The sequence below is a fragment of the Altererythrobacter epoxidivorans genome (assembly GCF_001281485.1).
In the GTDB taxonomy this organism is placed as follows: domain Bacteria; phylum Pseudomonadota; class Alphaproteobacteria; order Sphingomonadales; family Sphingomonadaceae; genus Erythrobacter; species Erythrobacter epoxidivorans.
Genome location: NZ_CP012669.1, coordinates 2,046,943 through 2,061,564 on the forward strand (window position 1 = coordinate 2,046,943; position 14,622 = coordinate 2,061,564).

General features: G+C 56.3%; 13 protein-coding genes. 5 read left to right on the forward strand and 8 right to left on the reverse strand.

The genetic code is table 11. The annotated features are described in order from the left end of the window. The first annotated feature begins 4 nt into the window (after positions 1-4). From AMC99_RS10240 to AMC99_RS10250, 3 genes are read left to right on the forward strand one after another with little or no spacing between them, the layout of a single operon-like run. A complete protein-coding gene (locus tag AMC99_RS10240; protein WP_198143516.1) occupies positions 5-976 on the forward strand; it encodes a YaiO family outer membrane beta-barrel protein in 972 nt (323 codons plus the stop codon). Positions 977-999: 23 nt separating this feature from the next. Continuing rightward, entirely contained in the window at positions 1,000-2,001 is a 1,002-nt protein-coding gene (locus tag AMC99_RS10245) for a HEAT repeat domain-containing protein (RefSeq protein ID WP_157058303.1), read from the forward strand. Next, positions 1,998-3,431, forward strand: coding sequence for a glycosyltransferase family 2 protein (locus tag AMC99_RS10250; protein WP_061926261.1), 1,434 nt, complete (start codon positions 1,998-2,000; stop codon positions 3,429-3,431). Before AMC99_RS10245 ends, AMC99_RS10250 begins: the two co-directional genes overlap by 4 nt. On the opposite strand, the gene AMC99_RS10255 is transcribed toward AMC99_RS10250, so the two are convergent. The 7 genes from AMC99_RS10255 to AMC99_RS10285 form a co-directional block, all read right to left on the reverse strand. After that, the gene (locus AMC99_RS10255; protein ID WP_198143518.1) at positions 3,428-3,703 is read right to left on the reverse strand and encodes an Hpt domain-containing protein; all 276 of its coding nucleotides are present in this window, start codon (positions 3,701-3,703) and stop codon (positions 3,428-3,430) included. The two genes, AMC99_RS10250 and AMC99_RS10255, sit on opposite strands and share 4 nt — an antisense overlap. After that, complete coding sequence (locus AMC99_RS10260) at positions 3,700-4,062, reverse strand: response regulator (RefSeq protein ID WP_061926264.1); 363 nt, start codon at positions 4,060-4,062, stop codon at positions 3,700-3,702. The genes AMC99_RS10255 and AMC99_RS10260 overlap by 4 nt, the downstream gene beginning before the upstream one ends. After that, positions 4,062-6,194, reverse strand: coding sequence for an ATP-binding protein (locus tag AMC99_RS10265; protein WP_061926267.1), 2,133 nt, complete (start codon positions 6,192-6,194; stop codon positions 4,062-4,064). Before AMC99_RS10265 ends, AMC99_RS10260 begins: the two co-directional genes overlap by 1 nt. Before the next feature lie 1,051 nt (positions 6,195-7,245). Then, positions 7,246-7,443 carry a helix-turn-helix domain-containing protein gene (locus AMC99_RS14300; protein ID WP_061926269.1) on the reverse strand — a complete coding sequence of 66 codons (198 nt, stop codon included), beginning with the start codon at positions 7,441-7,443 and terminating at the stop codon, positions 7,246-7,248. 110 nt (positions 7,444-7,553) lie between these two features. After that, positions 7,554-8,111 carry a hypothetical protein gene (locus AMC99_RS10275; RefSeq protein ID WP_157058304.1) on the reverse strand — a complete coding sequence of 186 codons (558 nt, stop codon included), beginning with the start codon at positions 8,109-8,111 and terminating at the stop codon, positions 7,554-7,556. Positions 8,112-8,322: 211 nt separating this feature from the next. Then, positions 8,323-8,850, reverse strand: a complete 528-nt coding sequence (locus AMC99_RS10280) for a group I truncated hemoglobin (RefSeq protein WP_083440143.1) — start codon at positions 8,848-8,850, stop codon at positions 8,323-8,325. An 11-nt stretch (positions 8,851-8,861) separates the two neighbouring features. Next, complete coding sequence (locus tag AMC99_RS10285; protein ID WP_061926273.1) at positions 8,862-9,737, reverse strand: DUF3034 family protein; 876 nt, start codon at positions 9,735-9,737, stop codon at positions 8,862-8,864. 84 nt (positions 9,738-9,821) lie between these two features. Here AMC99_RS10285 and AMC99_RS10290 point away from each other — a divergent pair, with 84 nt between their 5' ends. Together AMC99_RS10290 and AMC99_RS10295 are read left to right on the forward strand one after the other, a co-directional pair. Then, complete coding sequence (locus AMC99_RS10290) at positions 9,822-10,439, forward strand: cupredoxin domain-containing protein (RefSeq protein WP_061926275.1); 618 nt, start codon at positions 9,822-9,824, stop codon at positions 10,437-10,439. Beyond that, the gene (locus AMC99_RS10295) at positions 10,436-12,745 is read left to right on the forward strand and encodes a putative bifunctional diguanylate cyclase/phosphodiesterase (protein ID WP_061926277.1); all 2,310 of its coding nucleotides are present in this window, start codon (positions 10,436-10,438) and stop codon (positions 12,743-12,745) included. The genes AMC99_RS10290 and AMC99_RS10295 overlap by 4 nt, the downstream gene beginning before the upstream one ends. A gap of 154 nt (positions 12,746-12,899) precedes the next feature. Here the strand turns inward: AMC99_RS10295 and AMC99_RS10300 are convergent, their stop codons facing one another. After that, the gene (locus tag AMC99_RS10300) at positions 12,900-14,618 is read right to left on the reverse strand and encodes a hypothetical protein (protein WP_061926279.1); all 1,719 of its coding nucleotides are present in this window, start codon (positions 14,616-14,618) and stop codon (positions 12,900-12,902) included. Positions 14,619-14,622 lie beyond the last annotated feature (4 nt).

Below are 14,622 nucleotides of genomic sequence, written 5' to 3' on the forward strand. Positions count from 1 at the left end.
TTGCTTGACGGCAGCATTGCCTGCGGTGGCTCAAGGCAGCACCTATGACCGCGCAGTTGCGGCAAGGCTCTCTGGCGACGCTGCCCTGTCAGTAGATCTGCTCGAACCCTGGCTTGAAGAGCATCCAGAGGATGTCGATGCCCGCGTGCAATACGGCTACGCGCTGTTGGCGCTCGGTCGGTTCGACGAAGCGGAAAGCGCTTTTTCCAGAGTGCTGGTCACTGCACCCGAATACGAAGATGCAACGAAGGGTCGGAGCCTTGTCGCAGAGCGACGAGCACGTGGTTCGGCTACACGGTCGGGCTTCATTCTCCTCGAAGGGGCAATGAGCGAGCTCGAGGGCGGCCAGAGCGACTGGAAGGAAGCTGGTGCCGTTCTCGCGGTCCCTACCGGCGAGCGCGACATGCTCGACATCCGCGCCCATTGGTATGAGCGTTTCAGCGTCGAGGATGTCGAGCTGGGAGCACTTCTTACTCACCGAGCGGGCGAAAATGTGTGGCTCCGCGTAGGTGGCTCGATAACACCTTCCGCCGATTTTCGCCCTGAAATTGGCCTCACCGCCGGAATTGATACACGGCTAGGCCCGAGCACAGTGTTGTCTCTCGACGGCGCTTGGCAGCGATTTCCTGCACAAGACGTCTGGAGCCTACGTCCAGGGATCACACAATATTTGGGCGGAGGCCGCTTTGCCATTTCGGCCACGGCAAACGCAGTGGCTGCAGACAGCGACGATCTCCTGTTCGGCGCTTCTCTATGGGCCGACTATCTTCCACGAGAACGTGAAAGGCTTTTCTTTGGAATAGCATCTGGTCCGGAAACGGACTTGGGCGAGGTGCGCGATACGACAAGTCTGTTCGGAGGCGGGGAGATTCCGGTGACACAGGATATCTCGCTTATCGGCAGCCTCGCACATGAATGGCGTGAGACAGGATCTGATCGCACTGAAGGACGGATGGGGATCAAGTTCAGCCTGTGACGACCCTCCGCGCCTTATGGGAAGTGTCCCTCGTGCTTTGTCTTCTGGGCGTGCTCGCCTTGTTTATCCTGATAAGCGCGCGGATCATCGCTGCACGTTTCACAGGCAGGCACGACCTCGCGCGCCAGAAGCTATTGCCAGTCCTGCTGTCCGGCGATCCGCAACATCTGGAGAAGGTTTCAGGCGGTGAACTCGCTGTTGCGGCCAATCTCACAATCGAGCTTGCCGAAATGACCCGCGGATCGGAACGAGATATCCTGATCATTCGCGCAACCGCGCTTGGCATCCCGGACTTGCTCTTGCGCCGCATGCGTTCCTGGTCGGCTCAAAAGCGCCTGTCTGCTGCTGAAGCCATAACGCTGTTCGACAATTGCAGCGAGCTGGCATGTAAAGCGCTTGATGACCGCAATCGCGACGTCCGCCTCGGTGTAGCAATGGCGCTTGCGCAAAAGGGAGCAGCACCAGAGCCATTGGCCCTCATAGAAAAGCTGGGGGTGGGACAGCAGGAAAGTTCGCTCTTACTTGTCTCGCTAATGGCCGATTTAGCGGGAAAGAACTCCGAGGCTGTAGCAGCGCTACTGTTCGAGAGAAGCTTGCCTTACGAAACCAAGGTTGCTGCGATGGATGCACTGGCAAACTTGGGCGGCGAATATGCCCCTTTGCTGGCATACATGGCACGTGAATCCGCTGGCGAGCCAGAATTGCAGCCGCGCGTTTATCGCGCGCTTGGGCGCACCGGCCATCCTGCTGGCGCAGAGGCAATAATTGATGGTCTTTCGAGCGTGGAATGGACGGTGCGCGCTTCGGCCGCAGAAGCTGCAGGCAACGCAGGTCTATCGCAAGCGGTCAGACATCTTGGTGAACTGCTCCGCGATCCAGTTTATTTTGTACGTTATCGTGCAAGCATGGCTTTGCTCAAGCTCGGCCCGCGAGGCATAGCGATCTTGCGCGAAGCAAGTAGCAGTGAAGATCCGGTAGTGCGTACCGTCGCAACCAAGATGCTTGTTGAAGGCCGCGCAACATGAACGGCATCTCCATATATGATCCATCTGCATGGATGGTTGCCTCGGCGGAAGCCATTGCTGCGGTGGTCATTGTCACAGGTATTTTGCAGACCGCATTCAACTTCGTCTTGTTGCTCTATGCGGCAGCAGCGCTTGGTTCTCGTCCTCCAGTGCCCCGCAGCGCCACATTATGGCGTCGCTATTCTGAGCAAGCTCCGGCGATTTCTGTTCTGGCACCGGCGTTCAACGAAGAACTAACGATCGTCGAAAGCACGCGCAGTCTGCTCGCACTGCAATATCCTGATTTTGAGGTCATCGTGATCAATGATGGCTCGAACGATGGTACGCTGGCACGGCTCATCGCCGAATTTAATTTGGAGCAGGTCGATCGATACGTCGATCGAAGTGTCGACCACGCCGAGATCCGCGGCTTCTATGCATCACCCAGGCTGCCGCGGCTTCTGGTTGTCGACAAGATTAATGGTGGCAAGGCTGATGCTCTCAACGCTGGGATCAATTGCAGCCGGACCGAGCTTTTCTGCGCCATTGACGCCGATTCCCTCCTCGAGCCGGATGCCTTGCTGCGCGTCGTACGACCCTTTGTGGACAATCCTCATTTGACCATCGCGGCCGGCGGTACGATCCGGATCGCAAATGGCTGCAAGGTGGATTCCGGACGTATCACCGATATCAAACTACCGCGTAACTTTCTGGCGTTGGTGCAGATCGTTGAATATTTGCGCGCTTTCCTCATGGCCCGGGTTGGGCTCGGAAAGATGCAGGCCCTGACCGTGATCTCGGGGGCCTTTGGTCTATTCCGCCGCCGCCATGTAGTTGCCGTAGGGGGCTACAGCCATGGGACCGTGGGTGAAGATATGGAACTCGTGCTCAAGCTTCATCGCCTGATGCGAGAGCAAAAACGCGATTATCGCATTGAGTTCATAGCCGAGCCAGTGTGCTGGACTGAGTGCCCGGATTCGCTGAGTGTTCTGGGGCGTCAGCGTGCTCGGTGGCAGCGCGGTGCGCTGGAATGTTTCGTCAAGCACAAGGACATGCTTTTCAACCCTCGCTATGGCCGGATCGGTATGATCGGCTTTGGACAGATCCTGCTGGTGGATGTGCTGGGTCCATTGCTCGAAGTCATGGGGTATGTTCTCGTCCCCCTCCTTTGGGCGCTGGGACTGCTTGCCTTTCCCTGGCTTCTCGCATTTCTAGCGGTCACATTCACACTCGGGATCTTTCTTTCCATGGCGACCCTCGTATTGGAAGAATTGCAACTGCGGCGTTTCCCCAAGGCGCGTGAACTGGCGGTTCTGGCTGGTATCGCTGTGGTAGAAAACTTCGGATACCGGCAGATTTCCAACCTCTGGCGAATGCAGGGGTGGTGGCAATTCATACGCAGGCAACAGGGCTGGGGAACAATGACCCGTAAGGGCTTTTCCGCTAGCTAGGCCTCGATCGAAGCGAGAAGAAAATCCAGCTGCTGCGCTGCTGCGGAATGGTTCTCGCCAGCTGAAACCGCGTCCTCTAGATCCAGCGCAGCATTGCCTACGTTTTCGTAGCCGAACATCGGAGCAATACCGGCCAATTTATGCGCCAGAGCTTGCACCTCGCCTAGGTCATTAGCATTCATCGCCTGCTCCAGCACAGCGCGATAATTGCCGACCTGGGCGGCAAATCGCGCCGCCAGTTCATGCATCTTGGCCTTCATAGCGTCGCTCAACGCAGAATCTCGCGCACACTCTGTGCCAGCGTCATCGGATTGAAGGGCTTGGCGATCACGCCGACTGCACCGTTCGTCGAGAAGCTCTGCAATTCGCTGCGCTGAGCGCGCGCTGTGACGAAAATCACGGGTAGGGAAGCATAGCGTTCTGATCGACGTAATTCCGCTTCCAGAGTCGGTCCATCCATTCCGGGCATCATGACATCGAGCAACGCGACGTCTGGCGCCCATTCTTTCAAAATGGAGAGTGCATCTGCGGCTGACGAAGCCGTGCGGACTGCGAAGTCCGGATCCAAGCTGAGTGCCATTTCGGCAATCTCGCGGATATCCGGCTCGTCATCAACATAGAGCACCTTCATTAAGCCGCCTTTCTGGTGCGCTGGGCAACAAGGTCCATTGTAGTTTCGACAAGGCTATCAACTGATACGCGACTTTTTATGAGCAATCGATCAGCGCCATGACGGCTGAGGCTTTCGTCCATCGCCGTAAATAGAATAATTGGCAGGTTGGGATCGGTCTTACGCACCTCCTCGACAAGTGTCAGTCCATTCGCCCCGTCCAGCCCGATGTCGATGACCAGCGCGGCAAAATTCTTGAACGCAAAGGCGTCAAGCGCTTCGGAAAGCGACGCAACAGACTGCACGCGGGCGCGGTTTGCAAAGGCACCTGCAACCACAGTCAGGCAATCCACGTCGTCATCCAGATGCAGAACAAGTGGCAGCCCCTTATCTGTTGGCGATATTTCGAGAGGTTGCTCTCCGGCAAGGGGAAGGTCCACACAGAATATCGTGCCGCCGCCCGCCCGATCAACGAAGCCTATTTCTCCGCCGTGCCGCCCAGCAATTTCACGGGCGATCGAAAGGCCAAGGCCTGTCCCACCTTTTGTGCGGCTGTCAGATGCGTCGGCCATCGCGAACTTGCCAAAGATCCGGTCGCGGAAAGCCAAGGGGATCCCTGCCCCGCGATCACGGACTTCGATGCGTGCAGATTTGCCATGCTGGAGGCCAACAATTTCAACTGTTTCACCAGAAGGTGAATGCTTGATGGCGTTGGAAATGAGATTGGTGAGCAATTGATCCAATCTGTCCGGATCGCCCATGATAAACTGAGGCCAAGGTGGCAGGTTAACCGCCAGCGACACTTCGTGCTTCTCCGCGAAGCCGGTCATCGCTTCGCTTATGCGGTTCACCAAGGCCCCAATCTGTACGCGTCGGTAATCGAATTCCATCTTGCCGGACTCGATTTTCTCAATGTCGAGAATATCGTTGATGAGGCGTATAAGCCTTTCGCAATTGGCATGCGCAATGCTTATCAGGCGTCGAGGTTTCTCCTCCAATTGACCTGCAGCCCCGCCCATGACCAGCCCCAGGGAACCTGCGATTGACGTGAGCGGAGTGCGCAATTCGTGGCTTACGGTAGAAACGAACTCTGTTTTCATTCGCTCGGCGCGTTTGCGGTGTGAGATGTCGCGGATCGAAGCAATGTAGCTATACGCCCCATCGTCCTCTCCCTCCACACGACTGATCGCAACCTCGGTCTCGAAGGTGGACCCATCAGCTCGCTGACCAATAAATTCCTGCCTTTTTCCCGCGCCATCGGCCCCGGCTTCGCCAACACTTGCCAGCCACGCGCGCGATTCTTCGAGCGTATGCTCGTGCTGCATAAGCACCAAATTGTGCTGTCCGATCAGTTCGTTTTCGGAGAAGCCAAACATTCGGATAATGCTTGGGTTCATTCGTAGAATGTTACCCGCCTGATCGAGCCAGAGCATCCCGTCCACCGCCCCGTCAAACATCGCCTTTTGGCGCTCTGCGAGCAGCTCAACCCGCTCCAAGGCGTGGTGACGTTGCCTGAATGATGAGCTTACAATAATTGCGACGAAGATCAGTAGCACAGCCAGAGCGGCGACGAGAAAAGTGACAGATCGTTCGACTTCGTCGCGAGAACCGCTGCCAGCCTTAGTCAGTGTTGAGAGTCGCTCACTTTCCTCGGAGTCCATTTCGGCGATTGCTGATCGGATCGCATCCATGACATCGCGGCCATGACCTTCGGCAATTCGCCGACGGGCACTTTCCGCGTCGCCTGCAAGCATGTCGCTAACGTTCAGCGCTGCATGAGCGAGCTTCTCGTCTGACAGCCGCATTAGCTCATTCAGCTTTGTCTGCCGGTCAGAATCGATATCTTTAGAGAGGCGCGCGAAATGGGCATCGCGCTGCGGAATTGCCGCAAGGTATGGGCGTAGGAAATTCTTGTCGCCAGTAAGCACATATCCGCGCACGCCGGTTTCGACATCAAGGTGCAACGCCAACAACTGGGCGAGCTCGTCGCGATTTGCCACCGTTTGCTCGGCAGTAGTGCGGAGGTTCCGCACCTCAGCAAACTCTCTCTGAATCAGGACGTGGACGCCTAATAAAGACAGAGGGATCAGGATGAGCGCCAACGCAAGCAGCGCGCGGCGGAACCAGGGATTTATTCTACGACGGAGGCGCATGCAAAAGGGTCTCGGTTGCTAGCCCCTTTTCCTAAAGGAACTGAGTTAAGGTTGGCTGAAAATTTGTCTGTGGAATGCCGAGTATTGGCCGCTGTCGCATTTGGAGGAGGCAGCCCAATCCCAAACCCTCTGTTCGCAACAAGTGAATCTTGCTCACCGACTGTAAGTTTGCGCCACACTGACGCTTTTCCGCCTAGGCGCTCGGATGTCAGAGATTGCTTACGGGATAGACGCGAGTGAGCACGCCGGGGATGGACCGTGTTTATGCCAGAAGGCTCGGTCGATGACCAACCCAGAAGCCCTCGAGACTTTGATCCGATTTTTTCGTTGCTGCTCAAGTGCGGTTCACAGACCTGTTCATCGACTAGAGCATGGGCCCGCCGATTAGCGCTGCAGCTAGCATGAAACGAATTAGCGGGTCCCTAAGAAGCTATCGGTATCGAAACGCGCCCGACGGTATCGAGACCCCCCCTAGAAGTTTCGACCACGCAAGTTTTTTTGCCCCCCGCCGGTGTCCTTCCGAAAGGATCCAAGGTTTTGACTCCCCCCCCCCGGCGGGAGTGCTCAGAGTGCTGAACGAGCGCGCATGCATGAGCATGCGCGGAACCTGGGTGTCTCTTTATTGATTGCTTGGGACTTAGGAAGGCCCGCACCGCTTCGCTGTTTTGATTGCTCCCGCGGTGCTGGCCTTCCCTTAGCCATCGTGCCCCTAACCCAGCGAAATGATCCTTGGTGAAGCCAGGGGCGGAGGGCATAGGACGACCAACCCCCGCCAAATGGCCGGGTTGGTCCTCCCTGTTTGCGTACGAAATGCTCCCCGGAGCCAGCCATCGCATTCAGGCGCAGAAGGTGCCGGCACCGGCCCTCCCGCTTAGCAGCTGCTTTACAGAACGATGTGCCATTCTGGAGATCCCCGCTCTGCCTTTCGGACTCGGGTTTCCGCTCTGATCTCACCCCATTTGGTAGCGGAATTGGATTGGGCGCACCCCCAAACGTATCGAACCAAACGAATGCGCCGTCGCGGCCCGCAAGGACCGCATTGCGAATTCGTTCAGGAGTTGATTTGTTCGGTCGTGGACCAATCGCGTTCGGCACGCTCGATTGCGCCGATAGGATAGCGCACCCGGTTGCCAATCTTATTGTAGCGGGGCCCGATGCCCTTATCGCGCCATCCCTCAAGAGTGCGCGGACTGATGCGCCAACGGTGCGCCAGCTCTTTGGTAGTTAGAAAGGCCTGCGTGTCTGCCACTTGGTTACCTCGCCCTGGATTGAGGCGAGAGTGATTTGCGCAAGCGAACGCAAATTAAGAGGCAAGGAAGTGGTTCAAGGCTTTAAATAGGCTCCAGCCTTAAAGTGCGCTCACTTTGGAGGGCGGTTTTTATATTTGTTTTCCTTTGGAAAATCAGTTTGCCAGATGCTGGTGAAGAGGTTTTCAGACACATGATATTCTGGGCGCAATTCTTCACGCACCTTAGCTAACATGTCCCGTTTCGTGATCTTGGAATCTGTGTTCATTTTGAGCCAGTTGTTCACAACTCCACGCACTGCAGAACGCACTTGCGGCAACTCGGGAGGGGTGACTTGATAGGTGCGTTGTTCGACGCAGACCGAACCAAAGCCAACCCGGCCACCTTCAGCGAAGCCAAGTTCATTGAACCAAATGTTGTAGTGCATTGTCGCCCAATGCATGGGCTCGATCTCTTGGAACGAGGACCCTCCCCCCCAAAGACCGAAAGCGACAAGCCCGCCTTCGTTCAACCGCGCGATAAGGCGGGCGAACAATTCGTCGGCCAGAACATGCGGAACGTCTGGGTATCTGCCGTAACGATCTAGCATCGTCGGCTTGGGTTGCGCGCGCCAGACAAGGAATTCGGCCCACTCCTCGTCGGTGGCGACCAGCCGCACGGCGTCGGGCATCGGCATTCTTGTCATTGCGCTACCTTACCTAGCGCTACGTTCGGGACAAGCATCCAGCCGCGGGATGATAATGACGATTATGAAAAGTGTGCACCCAAACAGATACCCTGCGTACTCAGGAGCATCCTTGACTGGCGCGATCAGTGCCAAAGGCTAGGCACCAGCAATCCATTTGACGAGATAATGAATTGTCGCAGCGCCGCTGCAATGGTCAGCGCTCCACAACGACCCGCGACATCGGCGCAAGTTTGGAGAGAAGCTTATTCTGCGCGCCAAAGGGCACATCAGCCTCTCTCATGGCCTGTTGTAGATTCTCAACCAAGGCGTTGAGATCTGCTATTGTCAGACCCATCCCTTCGTGCGCAGCATTCATGTCACGACCCGAATAATCGCATCCAGCGTTTAGAAGGTAGCACAGCTGCTCTGACAGGGTCCGCTTGAGACGTACCGTGTCATGCGCGACAAAGATCTCGGAAATACGAGGGTCAGCCTCACTGATCGCTACTGTCCGTTCGGCGATCCTTGCAATTCCTTTGCGACCGCCAAATTCAGTTGCCAGCCGAGCGCTGTGAAACGGTTCAGCTCCAGCATTAGCATTGTCCTCGACATAGTGATCGACAGGAAATTCGCCGGTAATCGGATCACGAACTCGTTCTTCGACCCCAAACTCTTTGTCCCAATCAATCCCTTCGGCCGGCGCCTGCTGGATAAATACGATGGCCAATGCGGTTACTATCATAAAAGGGCCCTTCAGAATGCCAACTGCGCAGAAAGGAACGCGCCGCGCTGGTCTTCGAATGTGGCGACAGATCCGAGATCAGCGTAAGCCGCCGTTACAGTTACATTATCAGTCACTGCATATGCGCCGAACAGATCAAGCCAGTCGTCCTCACCCAATCCGAGATTATCTGGCTTGCTTCGATATTCTGCTCCAAGGACCGCCCGCCGTGACAATTGGTAGGCAACCGAGCCTTCGAACTGGAGCGAGTATCCTTTCCCATTCACATTGCCGAATCCGAGCAAGCCGTTCTGGTTTGCATTAGTAAATCGCGCTGTTGTGCTGACCAGGACGCTGTGTTCCAGAAGCAGTTTGGATGCACTCAAGGTGAAGTCGGTGCCCTCGTCGTCACCAGCGCCCACAGCAAAAGCCACCGGTCCATCCAAGTTTCGCTTGTGCTCGACCCCCACACTCACCTGCGGGACCATCGTAGCCCCATATACAAGATCACCGAATAGGCGGAGCTTGGCTCCGTAAACATCCTGATTGAGTGTGTAGCCCTTGCCGAGGCCCAAAGCTTCTCCGACATTGCGCGTGTCAAGGTTTTGGCGCGCGTAGGAAAGCTCGATCCGGTTCGCAACGCCGATGGCGAAGCCATGGCTTTGCCATCCATAATCCGGCAACTCCACAATCGTAACATGGCTCGAAACGCCGATGCCATTTTCAGTTTCACGGCCCGCAATCGTCGCCCATGTTGCGATACCGCCACCGCTGGTCCCTTCGATAGTGGAGACGCCGTTGGTCAAAACAAGCTTATCGCCCTCAAAGATTTCGAGGCCTTGTGCCCGTGCCTGATGATTTGAAAACAGCCCAATCGAAAGGGGCACAATTATGAGTGCTTTATGCATGACTGGCTCACTAGGAACTCATGGTTAAATGAGCGTTAAGTGTGAGCCGAGGAAATCTTAATCCTTGCCTCCTAGTGCGCGCCAATGAGTTTGCGCAGACTGGTTCAAATCCTCGCCCCGACAGGAATATTTTTCGCAGCGATCGCGCAAGCAGCTTCCGATTCAAGCTTGCGAGTTCAAGTGACAGACGAAAACGGTGTGCCGGTGCGCGATGCAGTCGTTGAGATGCACGTGCCTTCTCGGAAGTCTGATACAATCCGCTTCCCCTGGCGAATGGCTATGGCGCAGAAGAACGAGCAATTTACACCCGGAACACTGATTGTCGCCAAAGGAAGCACCGTGGCATTCCCGAACCTCGATCGGGTGCGTCATTCAATTTATAGTTTCTCCAAGACGGCTCGATTTGAGATCGATCTCTATGGCCGTGACCAATCGCGAAGCCAGCAGTTCCCGATTGTCGGAAGCGTAAAGCTTGGCTGCAATATACACGATGACATGCGCGGATATATCCGCGTCACGGACACTCCCTTCGCAGCAAAGACCGATCACAATGGCTATGTCGATCTAGCAGGGATGCCAACCGGCGGCGGCCAACTCACGATTTGGCACCCTCGCCTCCGTGCGCCTGCCAATGAGCTGACACAGGCACTCGTTCTGCGTACCGGCTCGCAATCGCGCAAAGTCAAGGTTCGCCTCAGATGACCGGGGGGCCAATTTCCATCGACGCACTGCGATTTGGTTCGCTGAGAATACGTATTGCAGTCCTCTATGCTGGTCTATTTGCCGCAGTCCTTGCGCTTGTTGTGATTATTGCCAGCAATGGCGTGTCCCGCTTCGGTGAGAGTAGTGCGGCACGCGACATGGAAGCTAACGGGCGCGTCTTTGACGAAATCATTGCGCTGCGGGCAAACCAGATGCGTGGATCAGCCGACATTTTGGCGCGAGACTTCGGTTTTCGCGAGGCAGTAGCGACCCGCGATAAGCTGACCATCAACAGCGCGCTAGAAAGTCTAAAAATCCGTTCGCGCACCGACGCAGCTTTTGTCCTTGAACTCGATGGATCGCTTCTTGCTCAGGGCGGCGCCGATGTAACCTCACCAGACGCGATTTGGTACGCTCTTGACGACGGCGCTCAGCACGGGATCATCCGTTTGGGCGATGACTTGGCACTCGCAGCTGCGGCACCGATCGAAGCGCCGGATCTCATCGGCTGGCTTATTCTCGCGCAGCCACTCGACAGATCTGAACTGGAGCGACTTCGCCATCTAGCAGCTATTGAGATTGATGCAGATGTGGCGTTGACGGGCGATCTTCCGAATGGACTGACCACTTCGACCGAGGGAGAGGTCTTCGAGCACCGGACGACCGAACGGTTTCTTTTTCAGGTGTCGAAACTTCCGGTGATGGAAGTCGGCCTAGAACCTCGCCTTATCTTGCGTCACTCGCTTTCCGCATCGCTCGCTGAGTACTCCAAGCTGAACTACCTACTGATCTTACTCGCTCTTTGCGGGATTTCGGCGGTGATCGGCTTGAGCTGGCGAGTTGCCAGGACCGTAACGGGCCCGCTCAACAAACTTGATGAAGCGACCCGACTGCTAAGCCAGGGGAAAGAGGTCAGCCTCAACATTGAGACAAACGATGAAATTGGGCGCCTAGCGTCCAGCTTCAACAACATGGTCAATGCAATCGAAGAACGTGAGCGCGAGATTATCCATGTCGGTCTGCACGATGGCCTTACGGGCTTGCCGAACCGAAAGCTTTTCATTGAACAGCTCAATCTGAAAGCGGGCCGGCTTGGCGAAGGCGAGAAGATGATGGTGATCTACGCCGACCTTGATGACTTCAAGGTTGTTAATGATACGCTGGGCCACCCAAGCGGAGATGCGCTACTGCGTGAAGTGGCAGGCAATCTCAGGGACAAATTACCTGATGCGCTTGTCGCACGCCTTGGCGGTGACGAATTCGCGATCAAAATCATGCTCGACAATGCAATGGGAAGCCCCGCTGCGGTCGCCGAACGAGTGCAAGAATGCTTCGAGCGCAGCGTGATGATCGATGGGCAACAAGCTGAATGCTCTGCAAGTCTTGGTATAGCAATTGCGCCCGGAGATGGTTCGGACGGTGTAACGTTGATGAAAAACGCCGATCTCGCTCTTTATCGCGCCAAAAGCGAAGGGAAGTCGACTTATCATTTTTTCGAACCAGAGCTTGATGCGCAAGCGCGTTTACGCCGCCAGACCGAATTAGACCTACGCACTGCGCTTCGTGACGGTCACTTCGAGCTGCATTTCCAGCCGCTTTATAGCCTCGCAGAGGAGAAGATGACGGGCTTCGAAGCCCTGATCCGCTGGAACCACCCCGAGCGGGGACGAATAAGTCCTACAGAATTCATCCCACTGGCAGAAGAAACTGGTCTTATCTTGCCAATCGGCGACTGGGTCATCCGTGAGGCTTGCAGGCACGCGTCTCTATGGCCGGACGACATCTCCGTCGCGGTGAACATCTCACCAAAACAGTTTGGGACACCCGGCCTGGCCAACACAATTCTGCAAGCCTTGTCCGCCAGTGGCTTGCAGCCAAGCCGCCTCGAGCTCGAGATAACTGAAAGTATCTTCATCTCGAATGTCGAACGCACGCTTTCGACACTTCATAGCTTACGCAACCTTGGCGTCAGGATCGCGCTCGATGATTTCGGCACAGGCTATTCTTCGCTCAGCTATTTGAGATCCTTTCCCTTTGATAAGGTCAAGATCGACCGCAGTTTTGTCGAGGATCTTTCTAACGGCGGAAACGCACATGCTGTCATCCGCGCAATTACCACTCTGGCTGATGCGTTGGGAATGGACACCTTGGCCGAAGGTGTTGAGGTTGATGAGCAGCTCGATGTCCTGCGACGCGAAGGCTGCAATTATATCCAAGGGTTCTTGTTCAGCGCACCAGTCTCCGGAGACCAAGTTTTCACCGTCCTTGGGAATGGGTACGCAGGTAAAGGGAAAAAGGTCGCCTGAGATTTTCTCGCAGGCTACTCTCTTCACGAATTGTGTCGAACAATGGGCTAGAAGCGGAACCTCCGCCTTAGTTCCACCTCAACTGGAAAGCACGCATCCCATTTTTGGCAGCTGATGCGGTTCCTTGCGTGGTCAGGTACGAAATCCAAATTTCCTAGCCCTCATCCTTGCGCTTTTGCGCGATCAGAGCCTCGACCTGCGCAGCGTCCTTCTGCTTGTCCGAGGCGTTCAGTTCCTCCCAGGGAACGAGATCGCGGTGAAGGAGCTGCTTTATGTCAGTTGCGGCACGATCGACCGTGGGAAGCCAGCCGTCCAGCAAACGTTCTGCCGACCAGCGCTCATGTTCATTGCGATGCATTTGTTCCTGCGCCGCTTCTGAATCGCCAAGTCGCGCCAGATCCGATTTCTTGATCGGATCGTGCTCAGCAGCTGCGCGGCTGGCATGCACATGGGTCTCGTCGATATGGCGCCATGGCTTGTTCGCGGGCAGATCGGCCTCGTCAGGCAACCCTTCTGTATAAACTAGGTGCTTTCGCGCCGCTGCCTGATCGCGCTGGCGGGACATGAGTGAGCCGGCGTGGCAGTGAAGAGCCAGAGAGATAGGCTCATCGAAATCCATTTCTCCATTGCAATAAAGAGCGCGGAGAGAATGCGCTGACCGTGTCACCGGCTGGATGGTGTAATTCAGTTCCTGCTCGCGCGAACGATGCAGGCAGATCCGAAACGCAGCCTCTATTGTCGCAGCGTCATCTCCGAGATCGATGACGATACGCGATAGCGTCGCGTCGTTGGTCAGTGTGTGATGGTTGTTGGCGAAGGAAACCGGTTCGGTATGCATGCCAAGTACCCGCGGATAGGACTCGAAAGCCTGTCGGTGCAGATCGAACCATCCCTGCCAGTGCGAAGTATAGGCAGAATCGATATTGATGCAGGGCGGAGCGAGGCCAGCCGACCAAGCGTGCCGCAGGATAAAGGTCGCGACTTCTTCCAACAGCTGCGAATGGCCGATGATGCCGACTTCCACCCGCGCCAGACCAAGCCGATGGGCGGCATCGGTAAGCTCAGCATTGGCGAGTGCGGCTCGGACTGCAGCCTGATTAAGTGAAATTGGTCGGAGACGCGCGTCCTGGCGAGTCAGGATGGAACGCGAAAGCCGCATCGCACGGTGCATTTGCGCGCTCTCGATACGGACGAGGATGTCCTCATGACGCGACGTCAGCAATTCGCCGATCTCGAGTGCCCTTGCGAGGTTTTCCGCATCGTGGGCGCCCCACACCACCAGCCGCGATGCTTTTTCGGCATTGGACCGGCGCAAGGCCATAGGCAAACTGGCATCGACGACGATAATTCCGAGATTGCCCATCACCTCTATCCGTTCAGGACTCGGTTCCACTTCAGCCTGAATGACTACCTCGCCATCCAATGTAAGGCGGCGCGCAATCCCATCACCTTCGCCCGGCTCGGAAAACAGGATCACATGGCCCCGGGCAAGCGGGAGCAATGCATGCGCCATGCGCCGGCGCCCCCAGGCAATTGCGCCCCAGACGATCGCATAAATCGGTATCGCGGCCCCGAAGAAACGGCCGAACCACAGCAGGGGATCGGTGAGAAGCGCGCTCTCTGCCTGGTTGAGGTAACTGTCCTGCGGGGCGAGGAAAGTGAAGGGGGCGTAGAGCGCGTCGGCGAGACGCCGCACAAATACGGGTTCCGGGCTGGCCTGCCAGGCCCCAAGGCTGGTCAGCGAAAACCAACAGAGAATGAGCGAAAGGAAGATGACCGGCTTGCCGATCGTGGTGGCATGGCCGCGCCGAGTGATCCAGACCGTCATACGCGCGGCGAGGTTGGGCGATGGCAATTGTTGGTCCGTATCCATGTGT